The organism is Nocardia sp. NPDC055165, from assembly GCF_053606985.1.
Genome location: NZ_JBSGSS010000003.1, coordinates 498103 through 521059 on the forward strand (window position 1 = coordinate 498103; position 22957 = coordinate 521059).

19 protein-coding genes are annotated in these 22957 nt (G+C 68.5%); 15 read left to right on the forward strand and 4 right to left on the reverse strand.

Annotated elements, in window-relative coordinates:
• Positions 1-5: 5 nt before the first annotated feature.
• Entirely contained in the window at positions 6-1289 is a 1284-nt protein-coding gene (locus ACWFRF_RS09085) for an ArsB/NhaD family transporter (protein ID WP_452449439.1), read from the forward strand.
• A gap of 15 nt (positions 1290-1304) precedes the next feature.
• On the opposite strand, the gene hutG is transcribed toward ACWFRF_RS09085, so the two are convergent.
• Together hutG and hutI are read right to left on the reverse strand one after the other, a co-directional pair.
• On the reverse strand, positions 1305-2225 hold the full coding sequence (gene hutG / locus ACWFRF_RS09090; protein ID WP_452449441.1) for a formimidoylglutamase: 921 nt from the start codon (positions 2223-2225) through the stop codon (positions 1305-1307).
• Complete coding sequence (gene hutI, locus ACWFRF_RS09095; protein WP_452449443.1) at positions 2222-3409, reverse strand: imidazolonepropionase; 1188 nt, start codon at positions 3407-3409, stop codon at positions 2222-2224. Before hutI ends, hutG begins: the two co-directional genes overlap by 4 nt.
• A gap of 253 nt (positions 3410-3662) precedes the next feature.
• Between hutI and hutH the strand changes: the two genes are divergently transcribed.
• Positions 3663-5222, forward strand: a complete 1560-nt coding sequence (hutH, locus tag ACWFRF_RS09100; protein ID WP_452449445.1) for a histidine ammonia-lyase — start codon at positions 3663-3665, stop codon at positions 5220-5222.
• 159 nt (positions 5223-5381) lie between these two features.
• On the opposite strand, the gene helR is transcribed toward hutH, so the two are convergent.
• Positions 5382-7574 carry an RNA polymerase recycling motor ATPase HelR gene (gene helR / locus ACWFRF_RS09105; RefSeq protein ID WP_452449447.1) on the reverse strand — a complete coding sequence of 731 codons (2193 nt, stop codon included), beginning with the start codon at positions 7572-7574 and terminating at the stop codon, positions 5382-5384.
• Positions 7575-7717: 143 nt separating this feature from the next.
• Entirely contained in the window at positions 7718-9394 is a 1677-nt protein-coding gene (gene hutU, locus ACWFRF_RS09110) for a urocanate hydratase (RefSeq protein ID WP_379312477.1), read from the reverse strand.
• Positions 9395-9479: 85 nt separating this feature from the next.
• Here hutU and hutC point away from each other — a divergent pair, with 85 nt between their 5' ends.
• The 13 genes from hutC to ACWFRF_RS09175 all read left to right on the forward strand — a co-directional run bounded on the left by hutC (position 9480) and on the right by ACWFRF_RS09175 (position 22955).
• Complete coding sequence (gene hutC / locus ACWFRF_RS09115) at positions 9480-10235, forward strand: histidine utilization repressor (RefSeq protein ID WP_452449510.1); 756 nt, start codon at positions 9480-9482, stop codon at positions 10233-10235.
• Between the two features lie 381 nt (positions 10236-10616).
• Positions 10617-10943 carry a hypothetical protein gene (locus tag ACWFRF_RS09120; protein WP_378988270.1) on the forward strand — a complete coding sequence of 109 codons (327 nt, stop codon included), beginning with the start codon at positions 10617-10619 and terminating at the stop codon, positions 10941-10943.
• A gap of 10 nt (positions 10944-10953) precedes the next feature.
• Positions 10954-11556 carry a hypothetical protein gene (locus ACWFRF_RS09125; RefSeq protein WP_452449450.1) on the forward strand — a complete coding sequence of 201 codons (603 nt, stop codon included), beginning with the start codon at positions 10954-10956 and terminating at the stop codon, positions 11554-11556.
• 719 nt (positions 11557-12275) lie between these two features.
• Positions 12276-13325, forward strand: a complete 1050-nt coding sequence (locus tag ACWFRF_RS09130) for a polyprenyl synthetase family protein (RefSeq protein ID WP_378656323.1) — start codon at positions 12276-12278, stop codon at positions 13323-13325.
• Complete coding sequence (locus tag ACWFRF_RS09135) at positions 13322-14584, forward strand: hypothetical protein (protein WP_452449452.1); 1263 nt, start codon at positions 13322-13324, stop codon at positions 14582-14584. The genes ACWFRF_RS09130 and ACWFRF_RS09135 overlap by 4 nt, the downstream gene beginning before the upstream one ends.
• Before the next feature lie 50 nt (positions 14585-14634).
• Positions 14635-15630 (forward strand): fatty acid desaturase, encoded by a 996-nt coding sequence (locus ACWFRF_RS09140; protein WP_378988261.1) that lies wholly within the window; start codon positions 14635-14637, stop codon positions 15628-15630.
• On the forward strand, positions 15621-16418 hold the full coding sequence (locus ACWFRF_RS09145) for a methyltransferase family protein (RefSeq protein WP_378627342.1): 798 nt from the start codon (positions 15621-15623) through the stop codon (positions 16416-16418). The genes ACWFRF_RS09140 and ACWFRF_RS09145 overlap by 10 nt, the downstream gene beginning before the upstream one ends.
• A gap of 36 nt (positions 16419-16454) precedes the next feature.
• The gene (gene mvk / locus ACWFRF_RS09150) at positions 16455-17501 is read left to right on the forward strand and encodes a mevalonate kinase (RefSeq protein WP_452449455.1); all 1047 of its coding nucleotides are present in this window, start codon (positions 16455-16457) and stop codon (positions 17499-17501) included.
• Entirely contained in the window at positions 17498-18562 is a 1065-nt protein-coding gene (mvaD, locus tag ACWFRF_RS09155) for a diphosphomevalonate decarboxylase (protein WP_379312472.1), read from the forward strand. Before mvk ends, mvaD begins: the two co-directional genes overlap by 4 nt.
• Positions 18559-19641 carry a phosphomevalonate kinase gene (locus tag ACWFRF_RS09160; RefSeq protein ID WP_379312471.1) on the forward strand — a complete coding sequence of 361 codons (1083 nt, stop codon included), beginning with the start codon at positions 18559-18561 and terminating at the stop codon, positions 19639-19641. Before mvaD ends, ACWFRF_RS09160 begins: the two co-directional genes overlap by 4 nt.
• Positions 19638-20735 (forward strand): type 2 isopentenyl-diphosphate Delta-isomerase, encoded by a 1098-nt coding sequence (fni, locus tag ACWFRF_RS09165; RefSeq protein ID WP_452449457.1) that lies wholly within the window; start codon positions 19638-19640, stop codon positions 20733-20735. The genes ACWFRF_RS09160 and fni overlap by 4 nt, the downstream gene beginning before the upstream one ends.
• Positions 20728-21786, forward strand: coding sequence for a hydroxymethylglutaryl-CoA reductase (locus ACWFRF_RS09170; protein WP_378988246.1), 1059 nt, complete (start codon positions 20728-20730; stop codon positions 21784-21786). The genes fni and ACWFRF_RS09170 overlap by 8 nt, the downstream gene beginning before the upstream one ends.
• Positions 21783-22955: a hydroxymethylglutaryl-CoA synthase gene (locus ACWFRF_RS09175; RefSeq protein ID WP_378988243.1), complete on the forward strand. Its 1173-nt coding sequence runs from the start codon at positions 21783-21785 to the stop codon at positions 22953-22955. The genes ACWFRF_RS09170 and ACWFRF_RS09175 overlap by 4 nt, the downstream gene beginning before the upstream one ends.
• The last annotated feature ends 2 nt before the right edge of the window (positions 22956-22957 follow it).

The window sequence follows — 22957 nt, forward strand, 5'->3', positions numbered from 1 at the left end:
CGCGCATGGCTGCAGCGCTTGCCGTCGTCATCTTCGTGATCGCCTTCTTCTTCATCGCCACGGAGAAAGCCGACAAGGTCAAAACCGTCCTGATCGCCGCGGGCGCGATGGCTCTGCTCGGCCTGATCCCCGGCGACGAGGTCTTCTATTCCGCCCACGAGGGCATCGACTGGAACGTCATCTTCCTGCTGCTCGGGATGATGATCATCGTCGGCGTCATCAAGCAGACCGGGCTGTTCGACTATCTGGCGATCTGGTCGGCCAAACGTTCGCGCGGCAACCCGTATCGCCTGATGGTGATGCTGATGTTGATCACTGCGGTCGCGTCGCCGTTTCTCGACAACGTCACCATCATCATGCTGGTCGCCCCGGTGACGCTGGTGGTGTGCCGACGTCTCGGCATCGCCGCGCAACCGTTCCTGATCGCCGAGGTGCTCGCGTCCAATATCGGCGGCGCGGCGACGCTGATCGGTGACCCGCCCAACATCATCATCGCCAGCCGGGCCGGGCTGACGTTCAACGACTTCCTCGTGCACATGGCCCCGATCGTGGTGATCACCTTCGTGCTGTTCGTCGCGCTCACCCGGGTGCTGTTCCGCTCGGCGCTACGCACCGATCCCACCTCGGTCGACGCGGTGATGGCGCTGCAGGAACGGCGCGCGATCCGCGATCCGAAACTGCTGGTGCGCTCGATGATCGTGCTCACCGGTGTGGTCGTCGGCTTCTGCCTGCACAGCGTGCTGCACGTCGCGCCGTCGGTGATCGCGCTGGTCGGCGCGGGCATCATGGTGCTGGTCTCCGGCCTCGACATCGGCGATGTCCTACACGAGGTGGAATGGCCGACGCTGGTGTTCTTCATGGGTCTGTTCGTAATGGTCGCGGGCCTGGTGCACACCGGGGTGATCGCCACGATCGGTGACGCCGCGATCGGCTGGGTCGGGGACAACTACTTTTTGGCCGCGACCGCGCTGGTGTTCGGTTCGGCGATCCTCGGCGCGTTCGTCGACAACATTCCCTATACCGCGACCATGGCGCCGGTGGTGGAGGACATCGTCGCGGGCGCACCGGATCCAGCTACCGGGCAGGCGCTGTGGTGGGCGTTCGCCTTGGGCGCCGACTTCGGCGGGAACGGCACGGCGGTGGCGGCCAGCGCCAATGTGGTCGCCCTCGGGATCGCCGCCCGCGCGGGGCAGCGGATCACCTTCTGGCAGTTCACCAAGTACGGCATGTTGGTCACGATGCTCAGCAGTGTCATCGCCTGGATCTATGTGTGGATCCGGTACTTCTGAGTCCCGCGACGGTGCTCACCCGACGTGGCGGGTGACGATCCGGTGGATCAGCCGGGCGGCGGTGCGGGCGGTGCGGTTGTCGATGTCGAGCCGCGGATTCAGTTCGGCGACATCGACAACCGCGAGTCTGCCGCAGGCGGTGACGCGGTCGCACACGGCCTGGATCGTGGACAGCGCGACACCGTAGGCCGCGGGGGCACTCACACCGGGAGCCACCGCGGCGGGGAGGACGTCGAGATCGATCGTCAGATACAGCAGGTCGATCCCGGCCAGGAACTCGTCGACGAAGGCGGCGACCCGGGCAGGCTCGCAGTCGTCGTCGAGGAGATAACGCACCCCGAATCTGTCCGCGGTGTCGAACAGGACCCGGGTGTTGCTGGGCTGGCTGATCCCGATCACCGCGTACCGGACGTCGTCGCCGGTCTCGAGGATCTGCCGGAACGGGGTGCCGGAACTGGGCACGGGATCGGGGCGCAGGTCGAAATGCGCGTCGAGGTTGAGGATGCCGATGACGCTGCCCGGGACGCGGCGAGCCGAACCGGCCAGTCCGAGGTAGGTGCCGTAGGCGACCTCGTGGCCGCCGCCCAGAACGACCGGGAAAGCGCCGTCGTCCAGCAGCGCGGACACCGTCTCGCCCAGTCGCCGCTGACCGTCCGCCAGCCGGTCGTCGGTGACGGCGATCGTCCCCGCGTCGAAGGCGCGCAGCTCGGTGGCGAGCGCCATCGGCGACAACGCGCGGCGCAGCGCGTCCGGGCCCGCCGCCGCGCCGAGGCGGCCCTTGTTCCGGCGCACGCCTTCCTCGCAGGCGAAGCCGACGAAAACACAGGCGCCGGGATCGTCGTTGCCCGGCTCGTACGGCGTGACGGCCTGATGCCAGCGCAGGTGCTCCGGCGTCGTGCCGTCGACGCGACCGGTCCAGGCGGATTCGGAAGTCACCGCACCCCACCTCGATTCGCGACGAGGGCTCCTCCGCGCCACACCTGACCGACCAGCGCAACGCCGGGGCGATAGGCGAGGTGCAGGTGCGAGGGGGCGTCGAGCGCGATGACATCGGCACGGGAACCGGGGGAGAGGGACCCGATATCGGTGCGCCGCAACGCCTTCGCACCACCTGCGGTTGCCGCCCAGACCGCTTCGTCGGGTGTCATGTGCATTTCCCGCACCGCCAGGGCGATACAGAACGGCAAGCTCGTGGTGTAGCTGGTACCCGGATTGCAGTCCGCGCCGAGCGCGACGGTGACCCCCGCGTCCACCAGCGCTCTGGCATCGGGATAGCTGTTGCGCGTACAGAAGTCGGCGCCCGGCAGCAGCGTGGCCACCGTATCGCTGCCCGCGAGCGCATCGATATCGGCACGATTCACGTGCGAGACGTGATCCACCGACGCGGCGCCGAGCTCGACGGCCAACTGCACCCCTGGTCCCTGATGCAGCTGATTGCCGTGGACTCGCGGCACCAGCCCGTGCGCGATCCCCGCGGTCAGCACGGCATGCGCCTGATCGCGATCGAAGGCGCCCTGCTCACAGAACACATCGATCCACCGGGCGTACGGCGCGCACCGCGGGATCATCTCCTCGCACACCATCGTCACGTAGTCGTCGGCGCGCCCGGCGTATTCGGGCGGCGGCACGTGCGCGGCGAGCAGCGTCACCTCGTCGGTGCAGCGGGCCGCGATCTGGACGCTGCGCAGTTCGTCGGCCACGGTCTGCCCGTAGCCGCTCTTGCACTCGACCGTGGTGCTGCCTGCCCGCAAGGACTCGTCCAGCAGCCGTTGTACAGTCGCCGCGAGCTGCTCGTCGCTCGCTGCCCGCGTCGCCGCGATCGTGGTGCGGATGCCACCGGCCCCATAGGGTCGCCCCGCCATCCTCGCCGCGAACTCCTCGGCGCGGTCGCCCGCGAACACCAGATGCGCATGCGACTCGACGAACCCCGGCAGCACCGCGCGTCCGCCGAGATCGAACGCGGTGTCGGCGGCCGGCGCGGCGGTACTGTCACCGACCCACGCCACCCGCCCGTCGTCGATGACCAGCGCGGCGTCGCGCCGCAGCCCCAGCGGGCCCTCGCCCAGCGCCGGGTCGTTGGTGACGAGAGTGCCGATATCGGTCAGCACGGTGGTGGGCATGGAGGAGTCCTCCTCGGCGCGGGTGTCGAGTATGGCGGTGTGCGCGCGATAGACCCTGTGCGCGGGCGAGCAGCGCGGGCACGTTGCTCGCACCGTAGCGGCCCTTCGGATCGTAGAGCGCGGGCAGGTCGACGCGTTCCTTCGAGATCAGGTGGCGCGGGCCCGGCGGATGCGCGCCAGGACACGTACGGTAGGTATAGACCTGTATAGACAAGAACGTCAAGGGGTAGCCCGCAGTGATGGGAGAAGCATCGTGAGCATCGACCCGGATCGGCCCGGACCGGTCGTCGTCGGCACGGGTCCGGTCTCGGCGCGGGATCTGGTCCGGGTGGCCAGGGACGGCGTCGCGGTGGTGGTGTCCGACGATGCCGTCGCCGCCATCGAGGCGAGTCGTGCGCGGATTGAAGCGCTGGCCGCGGACCCGAGGCCGGTGTACGGGGTGTCGACCGGGTTCGGTGCGCTGGCCGTCCGTCATATTCCGCCGGAGTCACGCAAGCAGTTGCAGCGGAGTCTGATTCGCTCGCACGCGGCGGGGTCGGGCGCAGAAGTGGAGCGGGAGGTGGTGCGCGCCTTGATGTTGCTGCGCCTGTCGACCCTCGCGACCGGCCGGACCGGGGTGCGCCCGGTGGTCGCGCGGACCTATGCCGCGCTGCTGTCGGCGGGCATCACCCCGGTGGTCTACGAGTACGGCAGCCTGGGCTGTTCCGGTGATCTCGCGCCGCTGGCCCACGTCGCACTGGCGGTGATCGGGGAGGGCACCGTCCGGGACGCGACCGGCGAGCTGCGATCTGCCGCCGAGGCCATGGCCGACGCCGGTATCGCCCCGGTCGAGCTCGCGGAGAAGGAAGGCCTCGCGCTGATCAACGGCACCGATGGCATGCTCGGCATGCTGGTACTCGCCTGCCACGACCTGCGGGCCCTGCTGCGCCTGGCCGACGTGACCGCGTCGATGAGCGTGGAGGGTCTGCTCGGCACCGACAAGGTCTTCGCCGCCGACCTGCAAGAACTGCGCCCGCAACCGGGCCAGGCGGTGGCGGCCGCCAATATGGTGCGCGTGCTGGCGGATTCGCCGATCGTGGCCAGCCACGCCACCCCGGACTGCACCGTCGTCCAGGATGCCTACTCGCTGCGCTGCGCACCCCAGGTCGCCGGCGCCGCCCGCGACACCCTCGACCACGCCGAACGCATCGCCGGCCACGAATTGGCCAGTGCCGTGGACAACCCCGTCGTCACCCTCGACGGCCGGGTCGAGTCCAACGGCAATTTCCACGGCGCCCCCGTCGCCTATGTGCTGGACTTCCTGGCCATCGTGATCGCCGACGTCGCCTCGATGAGCGAACGCCGCACCGACCGCTTCCTCGACAAAGCCCGCAACCACGGCCTTACCCCGTTCCTGGCCGACGATCCCGGCGTCGACAGCGGTCACATGATCGCCCAGTACACCCAGGCCGCCATCGTCTCCGACCTCAAACGCCTGGCCGCGCCTGCCTCGGTCGACTCGATCCCCTCCTCGGCGATGCAGGAGGACCACGTCTCGATGGGCTGGTCCGCCGCCCGCAAACTCCGCCGCGCCCTCGACGGCCTCACCCGAGTCCTGGCCATCGAAGCCCTCACCGCGGCCCGCGGCCTCGACCTCCGCGCCCCGCTGACCCCGGCGCCCGCGACCGCTGCCGTACTGACCGCGCTGCGCGACCGAGTCCCCGGCCCGGGGCCCGACCGCTACCTCGCCCCGGACATCGAGGCAGCGGTCCGCCTCGCGGCATCCGGCGCGCTGCTCGCCGCCGCCGAATCGGTGACCGGTCCGCTCGGCTGAGCGGGGTACGCGCGAGCGAAACCCCGGCCGGGGACCGCTGTCTCGCCTGCACTGATCCGCCCGATGGCATCGTCGCTGTTGCCGCTGACCTGCGATCGGCCCCACGCGGGCCGACGGCGAAGGCGATTGCCGCAGTCGGCGATCGCGTGAGTGACATCGCTACGCCTGCAGCTGCTGTGCCGGTTCGATCTCGGTGAGCCCGCGCAGCGACTCGGGCAGCGAGGTCTGGTGCAGGACGCCGAGGCGTTGGGTGGCGCGGGTGAGGGCGACGTAGAGTTCGGCGGCGCCGCGGGGGCCGTCGGCGAGGATACGCTGCGGATCCACGACCAGCACCGCGTCGAACTCGAGGCCCTTCGTCTCCGATGCGGGCACCGTGCCGGGTACCCCGGGTGGCCCGATCACGATGCTCGTTCCCTCGCGGCCCGCCTCAGCCCGCACGAATTCCTCGATCGCGGTGGGCAATTCGTGGTCGGTGACCCGATGCGACCAGGGTGCGACACCGCAGGCTCGCACCGAGTCCGGCGGGCGGACATCGGGCGCGAACTCAGCGAGCACATCGGCGGCCACGGCCATGATCTCGGCGGGGGTGCGGTAGTTCACCGTGAGGGCACGATAGATCCAGCGGCCGGGGACGTAGGGCTCCATCATCGTGGCCCAGGACCTCGCGCCCGCCGCCGACCGGCGCTGCGCGAGATCGCCGACGATCGTGAAGGAGCGGCTCGGGCACCGCCGCATCAGCACCCGCCAGTCCATCTCCGACAACTCCTGGGCCTCGTCGACCACCACGTGTCCGTAGGTCCACTCCCGGTCGGCCGCGGCACGTTCGGCGAGTTCGCGGGTGTCGCGTTCGAGGAAGCGTTCGGCCAGGTCTTCGCCGTAGAGCATGTCCTGGGCGAGCAGGTGGTCCTCGTCGTCCATCAGGTCTTCGCGGCTGATGAGGGTGTCCAGCACGCCGGCCGCGTACTCGGCCTCGGCCTTGCGCTCTCGCTCGGCGGAGTCGTCGGCGGCTGTGTCGCGGCCGAGCAAGTCGACGAGTTCGTCGAGCAGCGGCACGTCCGAGACCGTCCACGGGCCACCGTCGGCCCGCCACAGCGCGGCGTCCGCGCCTGCTGCCCGCAGCCGATCGTGTGACGAATACAGCTGGGACAGCACGGTTTCCGGCTTCAGGATCGGCCAGCACTGATCCAGCGCCGCGGTGAACTCGTCGTTGTCGGCGAGCTCGCGGACCAGGTCGGCGCGCAGTTGTTCCCATGCCTCGGTGTCGTCGCGAGTCAGCCAGCCCTCGCCGATCCGGGCGATCGCGCGCTCGGTGAGAACGTAGGTGATGATCTCGGTGAACACCGCGCGCGCCTCGTTGTGCGGGCGCCCGCTCTCCCTCGCCTCCTGCCTGGCCCACTCCGCGGTCGCGGCATCGATCCGCACCGTCACATCGGTCAGCGCGATCGTCAGCGGCGCTTCGGGCAGTCGCTGGCGATCCGCGATCGTCGCGGCGAGGACGTCGAGGATTCGCAGCGAACCCTTGTGCCGGGCCGCCTCGGGGGTGTCCTCCGCCGTCGCGCGCAGACCGGGCACGAGGTCGGCGGTGGTGGCGAACACGACATTCGTCTCGCCGAGCGAGGGCAGCACATGGGCGATGTGGTTCAGGAAGGCCGGATTGGGCCCGACCACGAGCACGCCTTGGCGCTCCATCCGCCTGCGCTGGGTGTAGAGCAGGTACGCGACGCGGTGGAGCGCCACCACGGTCTTCCCGGTGCCGGGACCGCCCTCGATCACGGTCACACCCGGGTGCTCCAGGCGGATGATCTCGTCCTGTTCGGCCTGGATCGTCGCGACGATATCGCGCATCCCGTCCCCGCGTGGCGCGTCGACCGCGGCGAGCAGCGCGGCGTCGGTTCCGCCCTCGCTCCCGTCGGGGCGGCCGAGCACCTCATCGGTGAAGTCGACCACCCGGCGGCCGCGGGTGTGGAACTGCCGCCGCCGGCGCATGCCCTCCGGGTTGGCCGCGGTGGCGACATAGAAAGCGCGCGCCGCGGGTGCCCGCCAGTCCAGGAGCAGCTGTTCGAGATCGTTCGACTCGTCGAACAGCCCGATCCGGCCGATGTAGGACCGCTCGCCCGAGGCCGCGTCGAGCCGGCCGAAACACAGTCCGTTGTCGGCCACATCGAGGCGCTGTACTTCCTTGCCCAGCGCCCGCACCTCGTTGTCGCGCTCCATGGGGGAGTCGCCCTTGGTGCGCAGCGCCGTGCTGTAGCGACCCTTCACCCGTGCCCGCTCGGCATCGAGGCGCGAGTACAACCCGGCGACATAGCTTTGCTCGGATCGGCGTTCCTCTTCGTACCCGTGCGCTGACATAGGCCCCTAACTGTACTTTTTCCGGTGCGACCGGATGATTGTGCAGCAACCCCGGGGCCTTGCCGCAAGTCCCTGTTTACGCTATATATTGAAAGTGGAAAGAGCCCCGGCGATGCCGGGGCTCTCGTCTTTTTCCGGGTCGGTCAGCCCTCCTGCATCGGAATCCGCACACCCCGTTCACGAGCCACCTCGGCCGCGTGCTCGTAACCCGCGTCGACGTGTCGCATCACCCCGGTCCCCGGGTCGTTGGTCAGCACCCGCTCCAGCTTCCGCGCGGCCAGCTCGGTGCCGTCGGCGATACACACCTGGCCCGCGTGGATCGAACGGCCCATCCCGACCCCGCCACCGTGATGGATCGACACCCAGCTCGCCCCGGACGCGGTATTGAGCAGTGCGTTGAGCAGCGGCCAGTCCGCGATCGCGTCGGAACCGTCGGCCATCGCCTCGGTTTCGCGGTAGGGGGAGGCCACCGAGCCGGAGTCGAGGTGGTCGCGGCCGATGGCCAGGGGAGCCGACAGCTCACCCGAGGCGACCATCTCGTTGAATTTCAGGCCCGCGCGATGGCGTTCGCCGTAACCGAGCCAGCAGATCCGCGCGGGCAGACCTTCGAACTTCACCTTCTCGCCCGCCAGGGTGATCCAGCGGCGCAGATGGTCGTTGCCGGGGAACAGTTCCAGGATCGCGCGGTCGGTGGCGGCGATATCGGCCGGATCACCCGAGAGCGCCGCCCACCGGAACGGACCGAGGCCCTCTTCGAAGAGCGGGCGGAGGTAGGCGGGAACGAAGCCGGGAAAGGCGAAAGCCCGGTCGTAGCCGCCTTTGCGGGCCTCGTCGCGAATCGAGTTCCCGTAGTCGAACACCTCGGCGCCCGCGTCCATGAATCCGACCATCGCCTCGACGTGCGCGGCCATCGACGCCTGCGCCTCGGTGGTGAACCAGACCGGATCCTTCTCGGCGAGGGTGTGCCAGTCCTCGAGCGCGACGCCGATCGGCAAGTAGGACAACGGATCATGGGCCGAGGTCTGATCGGTGACGATGTCCATCGGTGCGCCCATGGCCAGCAGTGCGGGAAAGACCTCGGCCGCATTGCCGACCAGGCCGATCGAGAGCGGCCTGCGCTCGTCACGCGCGGCGACGGCGAGATCCAGTGCCTCCCGCAAGGTCGCGGCCTTCGTATCGAGGTAGCCGTGCGCGATCCGCCGGTCGATACGCGCCGGATCGCAGTCCACGCACAGCGCGACGCCGTCGTTCATCGTCACCGCGAGCGGTTGCGCGCCACCCATCCCGCCGACGCCCGCCGTGAGGGTGATGGTGCCGGCGAGGGTGCCGCCGAATCGCTTGCGTGCCACCGCACCGAAGGTCTCGTAGGTGCCCTGCAGAATGCCCTGGCTGCCGATGTAGATCCACGACCCGGCCGTCATCTGCCCGTACATCATCAGCCCCAACTGCTCGAGCTTGCGGAACTCGTCCCAGGTGGCCCAGTCGCCGACGAGGTTCGAATTCGCCAGCAGCACCCGCGGCGCCCATTCGTTGGTGCGGAACACCCCCACCGGTTTCCCGGACTGCACCAGCAACGTCTCGTCCGCGGCGAGGGTCTCCAGCGTTCGCACGATCGCGTCGAATGCCGCCCAACTGCGCACCGCTCGCCCGGTCCCGCCGTAGACGACCAGGTCATCGGGGCGTTCGGCGACCTCGGGATCGAGATTGTTCATCAACATCCGCAAGGCACCCTCCTGCTGCCAACCGAGGGTGTGCAACTCGGTGCCGCGCGGAGCGGACACGGGACGAGGGCCGGAGACAGGCGGTGTCGCGTCGGTCATGAGGGCAGTATAGTCCTGTATATACAAGTGCCGACGAGGTTCGAGCGCAACGTATTCTCTGGGCGAGGCGAGGAGATGTTCGGTGGTGGCGATCGAGGTGGTCGATGCGGAGCTGGCCGCGCTCTACGGCGAGCTCGGTAGCGAATTCGCGGCGTATGAACGGGTCAAGCAGCTGATCATGGCGCAGATCAAAGCGCGCCGGTGGAACGCGGGGGAGCAGATCCCCTCGGAGAACCAGTTCGTCGCCGCGCTCGGGCTGTCCCGGATGACGATCAATCGCGCCCTGCGTGACCTGACCGCCGACGGCGCGCTCACCCGGGTGATGGGTGTGGGAACCTTCGTCGCGGCGAGCAAGGCCACCTCACCGCTGTTCGAGGTCCGCAATATCGCCGACGAGATCACCGGTCGCGGGCATCGTCATCGCACCGAGGTGGTGTTCGTGCGGTCCGAGGTGCCCGGCGACGCGGAAATGGCGAATGCCATGGGCGGCACGGTATTCCACTCGCTGCTGGTGCACTTGGAGGACGGCGTGCCGATCCAGCTCGAGGACCGCTACGTCAACCCGGCGCAGGCCCCCGACTACCTCGCCCAGGACTTCACCACCGTCACCCCGAACAGCTACCTCAGTGAGGTCGCGCCGCTGCTGCGCGGCGAGCATGTCGTCGAGGCGGTGCGGGCCGCCCGCGAGGAGTGTGTGCTGCTCGGCATCGACGCCGACGAGCCGTGCCTGCTCATCCGGCGCCGCACCTGGTCGTCGGGCGGGTTGGTCAGCGTGGCACGGCTCGTGCATCCGGGTTCGCGCAATCGGCTGGAAGGCAGCTTCGGTAGCGAACCGGGCTGACTCCGCGTCGTGCGCGCCGAACAATGTTCCCGACTCGAAACAGCTGTCGCCGCTTGGCAATTGCGCGACGAGATTTTGATCAGGCGGATTGTCGAACTGTTTCCTTTTCGGACGGGATCGAAGACGTGCTCATCGAGAAGGCTGACGTGTGCATGGTCGCCCCCTGAAATTGTTATCCGATCTGAATGATAAACAGGAACAGCAAATTGATGGCTACCGATTAAATGCTGTCTGAGCTGGGGTTATGTCTGCTGGACGGATTTGGTTCAGTTTCGAGTTATCACTGTTTCGTGACGAAGTACGCGGTTGGCCGGATCGGGGCTGTACGTTTGGGACTCGATAGTTTCGCTGGGTTCCATTCAGGTAACGGAGAGGGCGGAAATGGCTACAGTCACGCAGCCGTCGGGGCCGCACACCATGATCTCTCGACGTGATTTCTCCGCAGCGAAAACAGTGATGACGCCGTCGAGCCTGGTGACCCTCGGGTTGATCTTGCTGATTCCCGTGTTCATCACGGCGGGTCCGATTCTCGCGTCGGCGTTGATCGCGCGATACGACGGTGTCGGGTGGTCCGGTGGGGTGGTCTTCGGGGTGATCGCGACCGTCGTCGTCATGTCGGTGCTGGCCTCGGCGTGGGCGTTCCGCCTGGCGTGGCGGCGTGGTTCCGCCGCCGCGCAGCGCCCGTTCGGTTCTTCTCTCGTGCGGTAGGAGGTCGACAATGCAGACGCACCGACAGGCGACGGCGCCGCTCATCGAACCGCCCGTGGCCACCGCTGCCGACGAATGCCGCCTACTGCGGATCGTCGCCCGGATCGAGGCGCCCCACGTGTGGGACTCGACGTCCGCCCGGCTGCTCGACTGCGCGCGCCGGCGATGGCAGGGCAGGGCCGACATCGCCGACCATCCGGCCTTGCGCCGCTGGTCGCAGATCCAAGACTCCCAGCAGAGACCCGAACAGCCTTGCCTGCGCACACTTTTCGCTGCCTTCGCCGCCGGCTCGCTGGTCGGTGGTGATCCCTGTGCGGACCTGGCCGCCGCGATCATGCTCCTGTCGAGCTGCCCCGCCGAAGCGGTTCAGCAGGCCGACCCGAACAGCGAATGTCGCACGGTGCGCTTCTCGGTCTACGCCTATCGCGAAGACGACCTGCCGCTGGCCGAGGACCTGATCACCACCACCGTTCACGCCTGTGGCACCGTCCTGGCCCGTCGCTGCACGATCATGCGCCCCCCTGCCCGTTCCACGGCTCCGTCCCCGTCCGTCGACTACCCGGCGCCGAACCTCCTGGTCCTCGGCAGCCTGGGCAGCACCGCCGCCCGCTGACCGAACCCGGTCGCGGCTTTTCACTCGGCCGCTTCGCTGTCCGCTGCGTTGCTAGCGAAACTAACAGTGCTGCACCAGGTTTCATCGTTACTGAGGGCGTGATATCGGATCGCCGCGGGCCTTCGGGTCGGTTCCCGATCGCGCCTCGGCTCGCGGTAACGCGAATCGGATTGTATGGTTCACACAGGGCTGTCCCAGTCACCGGAGTTGTTGACGGACGGACAGTTCGTGTCACTCTGGTCCCGAATCGTGTGTGTGCCAACAACATTGACGTTGCGAGCGCCGACCCGACCGTATCGCGGTCGCCCCCACGCATCGCCGGATGACTCCCGAGGTGTCTACCCCGGGCAGTTCCGCGACTCATGAGTTCGCCCCCGGATTATCGCGATGACGCGAAAGCCGTTGTAGTGCAGGCGATTACGCCGCACACCTGGAACCGGCAGTCAGCTGTCGCTGCTGTGTTCCCCGCCTGAAGTATCCGTAAACCATTGTGGTACAGCACAATTGTAGGTTTCAAACTTGGAACATGTTGGAATGCTTGACATCTCGAGCTTCCTCTACAAAACTACCCGTCGGTAGCCAGCGAACGGGACGCTCGACCCCGTCGGCTGCGAGAGGTGACTCCCTACGACTGCCCCGCCGGAAACTCCATAAACCCCTGTCCGGCAGTCGCCGGTGAACCTCTCCGCATCGTGACCACACCAAAGGAGCTCAGCGCTATGGATAATCCCGCGCTACCCGCAGCACAGCACTCGGGTGACCAGCACTCGGGCGACCAAGTGGTGGTCATGCCCAGACCGGCCGGACCGACCGAGCAGCTGGCGCTGGTCACCGCACGACTGCGGGAACTGCTCATCACCGGTGAGGATTTCGACGCGATCTACACCCACATCCTGGCCGCTCCCGGCAAACGGGTGCGGGCCCGGTTGGTCCTGGCCTGCGCCGGGTTGCTCCCCGATGCCGCCGACACCGCTGCCCCGCTGGGCGACGCCGTCGACCTGGCCTGCGCGATGGAGATGCTGCACGAATCCTCGCTGGTCCACGACGACATCTGCGACGGATCGCTGCTGCGCCGCGACGCACCGTCGGTGCCCGCCGCGTTCGGCGTGCGCACCAGTGCCCGCGCCGGATTCCACCTGGCCGGCGCATCGATGCAGGTCGTCGCCCGCGTGCTGACCGACAACCCCGAGGTCTTCGCGCGGGTCGGTGAGGCGCCCGGCATCACCTACGCCGACCGGCTCTCCGACCTGTCCTACGGTCAGCTCATCGAGACCCTGCCGCCCTCGATCGACGAGGTCGCGCTGCGCCGCCACTACGAACTCGTGGCAGGGGCCAAGACCGGCACCCTGTTCCGGCTGTCGTGCGCGTACGGCGGCACCGCGGGCGGGGTCGATCTCGACCGGCTCTACGCCCTGATGGAGTACGCCGACCAGCTCGCGCTCGCCTTCCAGATCATGGACGACGTCCGCGACATCGAGGGCGGACCGGGCCTGGGCAAGGACGCCGGCGGTGACCTCGAACGCCGGGTGCCGACCTGGCCGGTCATCGAATGGCTCGGCTCGCGGCCCGGCGCCCGCGAAATGTGGCTGGACGCAGAGATTTCCAGCGCGACCCTGCAGGAAGACCTGGTCGAGAGCGGTGCCACCAAAGCGGCCCGCCTGGTCGCGATGGACGCCACCGAGAAGGCCACCCGCGCACTCGACGTCTTTCCCCCTTCCCTCGCGCGCGACGACCTGCGCGAACTTCTCGAGCAGGTGATCTCCCGATGAGCTCAGCACGACTTCCCCTCCTGATCCGCGGACTGCGCAACCTACGCCGCGCACCGGATCTGGACGCACTGCGCGCCGCGCGGTCACCGCGGGAACTGGCCGCGCTCGCGCTGATCCCCGCGGGCCGCAACCTGGGCATCGCCGTCGGTCTGCTGCCTGCGACCTTGCGCGACGAGGCCACCGCAGCGCTGCTCGCCTGTCGTGTGCTCGACGCTTTCGAAGACCTCAGCGATCGCGCGGTAGCCAGCGGCGCCGTGCTGGCGGCAGTGGATTACCTCAACGGCGCGAGCGACACCCTCCCACCGCCGCTGCCCGCGCTCGAGGGCAAGATCCGCGACAGCGAAGCCGTCGACCGGGTACTCGCCGAGCGCATCGCCGACATCAGGGCGCTGCTCGCGGCGTTGTCCGAGCAGGGTCGCGAGCGGGTCGGGCTGGTGCTCACCGATGTGGGCCGGGTCATGGCGCGCAATATCGACGCACCGCTGACCCGCGTCGCCTACAGCGAAGGCGTGCTCGGCCGGATCACCCACTACGCCTGCGCCCTGGTCGCCGAAGATGTGTTGCCCGAAGCGGATCTGCGGGAACTGACCGGTTGTGTCGCCGTGATCGCCCAGTCGGCCAACGACCTGCGCGACAACGAACTCGCGATCTACGGCGCCGCCGACCGTGAGGAACTCACCCGGATGGTGATGCTGCGCCAGCTCACCCCCGCCCTCGGCGGCTTCGCGCTGCTGGCCAAGCTCGGTCCCGGCACGCCGAGCCTGGGCGCGCGGGCGGCGATGGCGTACATGACGATCACGACCTCGGCGTTCCTGTGTGGCGCGGTCGGGGCGCCCGCACCCTTCCGGCGCCCGGTCGCCGCGGCCACGCTGGCCGCCGCCTCGTCGGCCTACTGGACCACGATGCTCGAGCGTGTGCGCCGCAGTGGCGACGCCGCGATCCATCAGATGCTCGACGCCTCACCGGATTTCACCACCGGCTCGGCGTCGGCCTCGCAGGTGCTCGGTGCGGGCGATCTGGCTTCGACGGAAACCTCGTTGATGCCGCTGATCGTCGACACCACCTTCGCGCTGGTGCAAACCCTGCCCGAAGGCCGCCTGACCGGCGAACTCTCCGACTCGGCGATCCGCACCATGATGATCGCCGATCACCTGGCCTTCGGTGCCATGGAGCGGGTGCCGAGCCACGAACCCGACGCGATCCGGGCGCTGGCCACACGGCTGCAGCTCGCCGCTCTCGACAACAGCAGCCACCAGTAGTCGAGGAACACCTCCTCGATGATCGTCACTACTAGCGAAGGAGCTCTCCCATGAGCACCGGAACGCCCGTCGCGCCCACAGAGAAACCGCCGTTCAGCCGGCGCGTGTTCAAACTCGAGCACGCATCCAACGTCGGCCCGCTGCTCCACATCGCGTTGTGGATCGGCATGACCGCAGCCGCGCTGTTCATCCCCGGCACCTCCACCTGGTACATCGCGGTACCGCTGATCATCGTGCTCTCGCTGCTGAACCTCTCGCTGACCATCGGCGTGATGCACATGCACACCCATCGCCCGCTGTTCGTGTCCAAGTTCCCCAACCGGGTGGTCGACATCCTGTGCTGCCTGCCCGGCAACCTGACCGCGGCCGAGATGCGCGAGGTGCACGTCCTCAACCATCACCGGTTCAACGACGGCCCGGGCGATGTCACCGCGACCACCGGCCTGGACAAGGGCATCGGCGCCCTCTGGTACTGGGTCCGCTACGGCATGGTCGTCAAGATCCACACGGTGCGGACGGTGTTCGCCGCGAACCCGGCGCCGCGCCGTCGTAAGACGCGTCACCAGTTCATCTTCGATCTCGCGGTGTACACCCTCGTGATCGGCTCTGTCTGGTATGTCGCGGGCTTCGAGAAGTTCGTGCTGTTCTACTGGGTGCCGTTCCTGATCACCCAGGTCAACGCCGGCTACTTCGCCTGGCTGAGCCACGCGCCCGCACGCGGATTCACCGATGAGCCGAGCACCTCGCTGAACAACGCGGGCAACATCCTCAACTTCCTGATCTTCAACCAGGGCTACCACAGCGTGCACCACCGCTACCCCGGCATCCACTGGAGCCAGATCCCCGACAAGCTCGACTACATGCGTGACGTGAACCCCGGCGTCATCGTGCCGTATTGGATGGTGGCGCAGTCGGGTTGGCGTCTGGTCGTGCCCGGCGGCTTCCTCAACGAGGGGTACGGCAACAAGTGGAAGGCGCGCCTGGAGTCGCGTCTGGAAGCGGGCACCGTTCGCTCACGCTACCTGCCGTGGTTCGCATGGATCTGATGTCACCGCAACAGGTTCGGGGCGTGGTGACGAGCCCCTCGCGGCTCGTCCCGTTCCTGTTCTCCTTCGCCGTCTACGGTTTCGCCGGCATCACGGTGCCGCTGATGCTGCTGTTCGCCGGCGGCTGGTGGCTGCCCAAGACGGTGGACAAGGGACCGCACCTGTCCGCGGTCCCCGCGATCGCGATCGACCTGGTGCTGCTCGCCCTGTTCGCGCTGCAGCACTCGGGCATGGCCCGGCCCTCGTTCAAGGCGTTCATCACCCGCTGGGTGCCCGAGGCGCTCGAGCGCACCGTCTACATCATCGGCGTGTGCCTGGTGATGTGGGTGATCATGCTGGCGTGGCAGCCGGTGCCGCACGTGCTGTGGTCGGCCGACGGCGCGCTCGCGGTGGTGCTCGACACCGGGTTCTGGATCGGCTTCGTGCTGGTCTACGCGGCTACCCTGCTGCTGAACCACTTCCACCTGCTCGGCATCAGTCAGGCCTACCGCCAGTACGTGATCCAGGTACCGGACGCGACGGTCGACCGTCTGCAGGTGAACGGTGTCTACAAGCTGGTTCGTCATCCGCTGATGACCGGTCTGCTGGTGTCGTTCTGGTTCGCCAGTGAGTTCACCGTCGGACACCTGGTGTGGGCGCTCGGGCTGACCGGGTACATCCTGCTCGGAACCTACCTGGAGGAGCGCGATCTCATCGCTCGTTTCGGTGCGTCCTATCGCGCGTACGCCGCGCAGGTGCCCGCGTTCTTCCCGTCCGTGCGCGCCATTTTCGGCCGATCGTCTCGGTAACCGGCACGGCCGGGCCGAGTCTGGAGAGGAATCGTCGTGAACAGTCCCGTTCGAGAACGTACTGAACACAGCTCCACAGCGACCGGCCCGGTCCGTGGCGTGGGCCGAGCCCACGCCAAGGCGATCCTGCTGGGTGAGCACACCGTGGTGCACGGGACGCCCGCCATCGCGTTTCCGCTGCCCACCCTGTCGGTGCGGGCGGTCGCCCGTCCCGGCACCCCCGGCGGCGTCGTCGAGGTTCCCGAAGGACACTTCGGGTTCGTCGCGGGCAACCCGAATGCCGCGGAGAACACGTTGTCCGGACCGCGCGTAGCGGTCGAGGAGGCATTGCGGCGCTGGGGCCTGACCGGCCATATCGCCGATGTGGTGATGGAGTGCGACATTCCGCTCGCTCGCGGGCTCGGCTCGAGCGCGGCGTGCGCCGGCGCGGCCGTGCGTGCCGTCGCCGACCTGCACGGCCGGACCGTCGACGCCGCCACGCTCTACGAACTCGTGCAGTGTGGTGAACAGGTCGCGCACGGCAGAGCTAGCGGCATCGATGCGAGCGCGGTGCTGGCCGACGGCCCGATCCTGTTCCGCGAGGGCACCGCCACCGCACTCGATATCGGTCTCGACGCCGCGCTGGTGATCGCCGATACCGGGGTGCCCGGGTCCACCCAGCACGCGGTCGCCGGGGTGCGCCGCACACTCGACCGGGACCCGCGGTCCGCGCGCCGCGTGCTGACCAGGGCCGGCGAGCTGATCGGCGGCGCCGCGGCCGATCTCTCGGCGGGCGACGCCGCGTCGCTGGGCCGGGCGATGCTCGACTTCCAGGACCTGCTCGCCGAACTCGGCGTGAGCACCCCGCATATCGACACACTGGTCGCCGCGGCGCTGGAGGCGGGCGCGTACGGCGCCAAGCTCACCGGCGCCGGTCTCGGCGGCTGCGTCCTCGCGCTCACCGAGACCGGTGACGCGCGCACGGTCAGCGCCGCGTTGCGCCGCGCCGGCGCGGTACAGACCTGGACGGTCCCCACCCGCAGCCTGCGTTCAGGCGCGGAGTCCCTATCCGTCTCGACCTCGGAACACGGTGTCAATCCATGACTTTCACTCCCGCATCACCCGCGGTCGCCGAGCGCGGCACCGTGACCGGGCCGTCCGCCGAGTCGGTCGCGTACCCGAACATCGCCCTGGTGAAGTACTGGGGCAAGCGGGACGAAGCCCTGTTCCTGCCCGTCACGGGCAGCCTGTCGATGACCCTCGACATCTTCCCGACCACCACATCGGTGCGGGTGATCGAGGGACCGGCCGATGTCGTCGAGTTCAACGGTGTCGCGGCCACCGGAGCCGCGCGTACCCGCATCGAGACGTTCCTGGATCTGGTGCGCGCCAAGGCCGGTCGTGCCGACCGTGCGATGGTGGTGACGTCCAACGCCGGGCCCACCGGCGCCGGTCTGGCCTCCTCGGCGAGCGGCTTCGCGGCCCTGGCCACCGCTGCCGCGGCCGCCTATGAGCTCGACCTCGACGGTCGCGCCCTGTCGCGACTGGCCCGGCGCGGCTCCGGCTCCGCCTCGCGCTCCATCTTCGGTGGATTCGTCGTCTGGCACGCCGGTGACGGCGAAGGCGAAGCGGGGGACCTGAGTTCGTTCGCAGAGCCGATCGGCGGCGACGAACTGGATCCGGCTCTGGTGGTCGCCGTGGTGAACCAGGGCGCGAAGGCCGTCTCGAGCCGGGTCGCCATGCGCGAGACCACCGCCACCTCGCCGTTCTATCGGCCGTGGGCCGATTCGTCGGTGCTCGATCTGGCGGAGATGCGCAAAGCCATTGCACGACAGGACCTTCCCGCGATCGGGGAGATCGCCGAGCGCAACGCCCTCGGCATGCACGCCACCATGCTCACCGCTCGACCCGGAATCCGGTACCTGTCACCGCATTCGATCGCCATCCTCGACGCGGTCCTCGCGCTGCGCGCCGACGGGATCATGGCCTACGCCACGATCGACGCGGGTCCGAACGTCAAAGTGTTGTGCTCGCGTGCGGACGCGCCACTGGTCGATGCCACCCTGGACGGTCTCGGCGACTTCGTCACCACCCGGATCGCGCACATCGGTCCCGGTGCGTCGCTGACCACGGCCGGTGCACCGGCGGCGGGTGGCGATCGATGACCAGTTGTCGCGCACCGGGCAAGCTCTTCATCGCCGGTGAATACGCCGTGGTCGAGCCGGGACACCTCGCGGTGCTCACGGCGGTCGACCGCTACGCGACCGCCACGGTCACGGCGGCGGATCCAGGCGACGGCATCACCGTGCACTCGGATCTGGACGGCGGTGTCACGCTGTCGTGTGGGCGTCACGGTGACGAATTGGCACCGATCTCCGATGCTGGTGTACCAGCGGCATTTTCCTATGTCTTCGCGGCCGTTTCGCTGGTTCACCGGCTGCTCCTGGAACGGGGCGTCCCCGTCTCCGACTTCCGGCTGAGCGTCACCGCCGACCTCGGCGACGCCGATGGTCGCAAGTTCGGCTTGGGGTCCAGCGCGGCCGTCACGGTGGCCACCGTCGCCGCCCTCGGGCAGCACTTCGCCCTCGGGCTCGATCCCATGGACCGGTACCGGCTGGCCATGCTCGCCACGATCGCGGTCAATCCGCGCGCTTCGGGCGGCGATGTCGCCGTGAGCACCTGGGGCGGCTGGCTCGCCTATCGATCCCCGGACCGCGCGCAGGTGGCGGCCTCGCTCGCCCGCGACGGCGTCGACGCGACCCTGCGTTCCCCGTGGCCGGGCCTGTCGGTGCGCCCGCTGCCCACCCCGACCGAGCTCACCCTGCAGGTCGGCTGGACCGGGAACCCGGCCTCCACACCGGCGCTGGTCGCCGGCCTCGACGGCGACCGCAGCACCTTCCGGGCGCACAGCAACGAGTGTGTCGAACGGCTGGTCGCCGCCATCGAAGCCGATGACTCCCGCGCCGTGCGAGTCGAAATCGACAGCGCGCGAACACTGCTCGTCGATCTCGACGCGACGTCGGGCCTGGGCATCATGACACCGCGTCTGCACGCACTGTGCGACGCGGGCGCCGCGGTGGGTGCGGCGGCGAAGCCCTCGGGCGCCGGTGGTGGTGACTGCGGTATCGCGCTCATCGAACGCACCCGGCCCGCGGCGATCGCCGAGCTCACCGGGCGCTGGATCACCGCCGGAATCCGCCCGCTGCCCCTGCGAACCCACCTTGTCGAAGGGGACCCACGATGATCGCCGATCGCAAGGACGACCACGTTCGCCACGCGGTGAACCACCACCGCCAGGCCACCGGAGTCAGTGACTTCGACTCCGTCACCTTCGTCCACCACGCCCTCGCCGGCATCGATGCCGAGGATGTCTCCCTGGCCGTCGAAGTCGCGGGAAAGCAGTGGAACACACCGCTGTTCGTGAACGCGATGACCGGCGGCAGCACCAAGACCGGCGAGATCAACCGCCAGCTCGCCATCGCCGCGCGCGAGACCGGCATCCCCATCGCCTCGGGCTCGATGAGTGCCTACTTCCGTGATCCCTCGGTCGCGGACACCTATCGCGTGCTGCGCCAGGAGAATCCGCACGGATTCGTGATGGCCAACGTCAACGCGAACGCGACCGTCGACCAGGTGCGCAGCGCCATCGATCTACTCGAGGCCGATGCGTTGCAGATCCATCTCAACGCCGTGCAGGAAGTGGTCATGCCCGAGGGCGACCGCTCGTTCGGGGCGTGGCCCCGCCAGATCGAACGCATCGTCGCCGATACCGCGGTGCCTGTCTTCGTCAAGGAAGTCGGGTTCGGCCTGAGCAGGCAGACCGTCACCTGGTTGCGCGACGCGGGTGTGTCCGTGGCCGATGTAGGCGGCCGCGGCGGCACGAACTTCGCTCGCATCGAGAACGATCGGCGTGTGGGCGGTGACTTCGGGTTCATCGAGAGCTGGGGCCAGTCCACCCCGAACTGCCTGCTCGACTGCGCCGGCATCCCCGGCATCGACATCGCCGCCACCGGTGGCATCCGCTCGCCACTGGACATCGCGCGCGCGCTCGCGCTGGGCGCCGACGCGACCGGCGTCGCGGGCGCGTTCCTGGAAACTCTGGTCAGCCACGACACCGCTGCCCTGGTCGACAAGATCGGGACCTGGCTCGACCAGTTGCGCACCATCCTCACCGTCCTCGGCGCCCGCACCCCCGCCGATCTGGTCGGCGCCGACCTGCTCGTCACCGGCGATGTCGCGAACTTCTGCCTGCTTCGCGGCATCGACGCCGCAGCACTTGCCCACCGGAGCCCCTGGTGGCGTGAATCCGAAAATCGAGAAGGAGTCACCCATGAATGACATGTCGTACGCGGCGGTGCCGCTGCAGTGGGTGGGGCCTGTCCGCATTACCGGAAATGTCGTCGACGACGCCGTCGACGTTCCCCTCGCCACCTACGAAACCCCGCTGTGGCCCTCGGTCGGGCGCGGCGCGCGCATCAGCACCCTGGCCGAGAAGGGCATCGTCGCGACGCTGATCGACGAGCGGATGACGCGCTCGATCCTGCTGGAAGCCGACGACGCGTACACCGCCTACACCACGGTCGGGCAGTTGGAAGGCCGCATGGCCGAGCTCCAGGAGGTGGTCGCCGGCAGCAGTCGTTTCGCCCGGCTCATCGACCTGCACCACCAGATCACCGGCAACCTGCTGTTCCTGCGCTTCGAGTTCACCACCGGTGACGCGTCGGGCCACAACATGGCGACCCTGGCCAGTGACCACCTGATGGATCACATCCTGTCGACCATGCCCGGGGTGCGCTACGGCTCGATCTCGGGCAACTACTGCACCGACAAGAAGGCCACCGCGGTCAACGGCATTCTCGGTCGCGGCAAGAACGTGATCACCGAACTGCTCATCCCGCGCGAGGTGGTCGAGCAGCGCCTGCACACCACCGCGGCGCAGGTGACTCAGCTCAATATCCGCAAGAACCTGATCGGCACCCTGCTGGCGGGTGGAATCCGTTCCGCCAACGCGCATTACGCCAACATGCTGCTCGCGTACTACCTGGCGACCGGCCAGGACGCCGCCAATATCGTCGAAGGATCCCAGGGCATCACCCATGCCGAGGATCGTGACGGCGACCTCTACTTCTCGTGCACCCTGCCCAACCTGATCGTGGGCACGGTCGGCAACGGCAAGCACGCGAGTTTCGTCGACGAGAACCTGGAACGCCTCGGCTGCCGCGAAGACCGGCAGCCCGGCGAGAACGCCCGACGCCTCGCGGTGATCGGGGCGGCCACCGTGTTGTGCGGGGAGCTGTCGCTGATGGCGGCACAGACCAACCGCGGTGAATTGATGCGTGCCCATACCCAATTCGAGCGGTCCACCACGAGCAACGGAAGCCCACGATGACAACTACACCGGTCGGTATCCACGACCTCTCGTTCGCCACCACCCACTACGCTCTCGATCACGCCGTCCTCGCCGAGCGACTCGGCGTGGATCGCGACAAGTTCTACCTCGGCATCGGCCAGGAGAAGATGAGCGTCGCCGCCGCCGACGAGGACATCGTCACCATCGCCGCGGCCGCCGCCAAGCCGATCCTGGAACGGCACGGCACCGACAACATCCGCACCGTGCTGCTGGCCACCGAGACCGGTGTCGACCAGTCCAAAGCCGCTGCGCTGTACCTGCACTCGCTGATCGGGCTGCCCAACGCCGCCCGCGTCGTCGAGCTCAAGCAGGCCTGCTACGGCGGTACCGCCGGGCTGCAGTTCGCCGCGGGGCTGATCGCTCGCGACCCGTCGCAGCGGGTGCTGGTCATCGCCGCCGACATCGCGAAGTACGAACTCGACACCCCGGGTGAGCCGACCCAGGGCGCCGCCGCTGTCGCGATGCTGGTCACCGCGGATCCGGCGATCCTGGCGCTGGACCCGATTTCGGGCCTCTACAGCGCCGACATCATGGACTTCTGGCGTCCGAATTACCGGACCGAGGCCATCGTGGACGGCAAGACCTCGGTCAACGCCTACCAGAAGGCCGCCCAGGAGGCCTGGTCGGACTACCGCCGTCAGGGCGGTCGTGAGCTCGGTGAGTTCGCCGCGTTCTGCTACCACCAGCCCTTCACCAAGATGGCCTACAAGGCGCACCGGCATCTGCTCGAAAGCCAGGGCCACACCGCCGACGCCGACGCGATCGAGGCCGCCATCGGTACGACGACGACCTACAACCGCACGGTCGGCAACAGTTACACCGCCTCGCTGTACCTCGGCCTGGCCTCGCTGCTCGATCACGCGGACGACCTCACCGACAAGGCCCTGGCCATGATCAGCTACGGATCGGGCAGCGTCGCCGAATTCTTCAGCGGCACCGTGACGCCCGGCTACCGCGAGCACCTGCGGACCGAGGCGAATCTCGCCGCGATCAGCTCGCGTGAGCTGCTCGGCTACGAGCACTACCGGGCACTGCACGAGGCCACTTCGCCCAGTGACGGCGCGTACCACGCCATGGCCGAGGAAACGCGGCGCCCGTTCCGGCTGGCCGCCGTCTCCGGTCACAAACGCATCTACGAATCCCGCTGAGG

Coding starts and splice junctions, on each gene's coding strand:
- ACWFRF_RS09085 (WP_452449439.1), top strand. CDS start 6: ATGGCTGCAGCGCTTGCCGTCGTCATCTTCGTGATCGCCTTCTTCTTC.
- hutI (WP_452449443.1), bottom strand. CDS start 3,409: ATGCCCACCACCGTGCTGACCGATATCGGCACTCTCGTCACCAACGAC.
- helR (WP_452449447.1), bottom strand. CDS start 7,574: ATGTCAGCGCACGGGTACGAAGAGGAACGCCGATCCGAGCAAAGCTAT.
- hutU (WP_379312477.1), bottom strand. CDS start 9,394: ATGACCGACGCGACACCGCCTGTCTCCGGCCCTCGTCCCGTGTCCGCT.
- ACWFRF_RS09120 (WP_378988270.1), top strand. CDS start 10,617: ATGGCTACAGTCACGCAGCCGTCGGGGCCGCACACCATGATCTCTCGA.
- ACWFRF_RS09125 (WP_452449450.1), top strand. CDS start 10,954: ATGCAGACGCACCGACAGGCGACGGCGCCGCTCATCGAACCGCCCGTG.
- ACWFRF_RS09130 (WP_378656323.1), top strand. CDS start 12,276: ATGGATAATCCCGCGCTACCCGCAGCACAGCACTCGGGTGACCAGCAC.
- ACWFRF_RS09135 (WP_452449452.1), top strand. CDS start 13,322: ATGAGCTCAGCACGACTTCCCCTCCTGATCCGCGGACTGCGCAACCTA.
- ACWFRF_RS09140 (WP_378988261.1), top strand. CDS start 14,635: ATGAGCACCGGAACGCCCGTCGCGCCCACAGAGAAACCGCCGTTCAGC.
- ACWFRF_RS09145 (WP_378627342.1), top strand. CDS start 15,621: ATGGATCTGATGTCACCGCAACAGGTTCGGGGCGTGGTGACGAGCCCC.
- mvaD (WP_379312472.1), top strand. CDS start 17,498: ATGACTTTCACTCCCGCATCACCCGCGGTCGCCGAGCGCGGCACCGTG.
- ACWFRF_RS09160 (WP_379312471.1), top strand. CDS start 18,559: ATGACCAGTTGTCGCGCACCGGGCAAGCTCTTCATCGCCGGTGAATAC.
- fni (WP_452449457.1), top strand. CDS start 19,638: ATGATCGCCGATCGCAAGGACGACCACGTTCGCCACGCGGTGAACCAC.
- ACWFRF_RS09170 (WP_378988246.1), top strand. CDS start 20,728: ATGAATGACATGTCGTACGCGGCGGTGCCGCTGCAGTGGGTGGGGCCT.
- ACWFRF_RS09175 (WP_378988243.1), top strand. CDS start 21,783: ATGACAACTACACCGGTCGGTATCCACGACCTCTCGTTCGCCACCACC.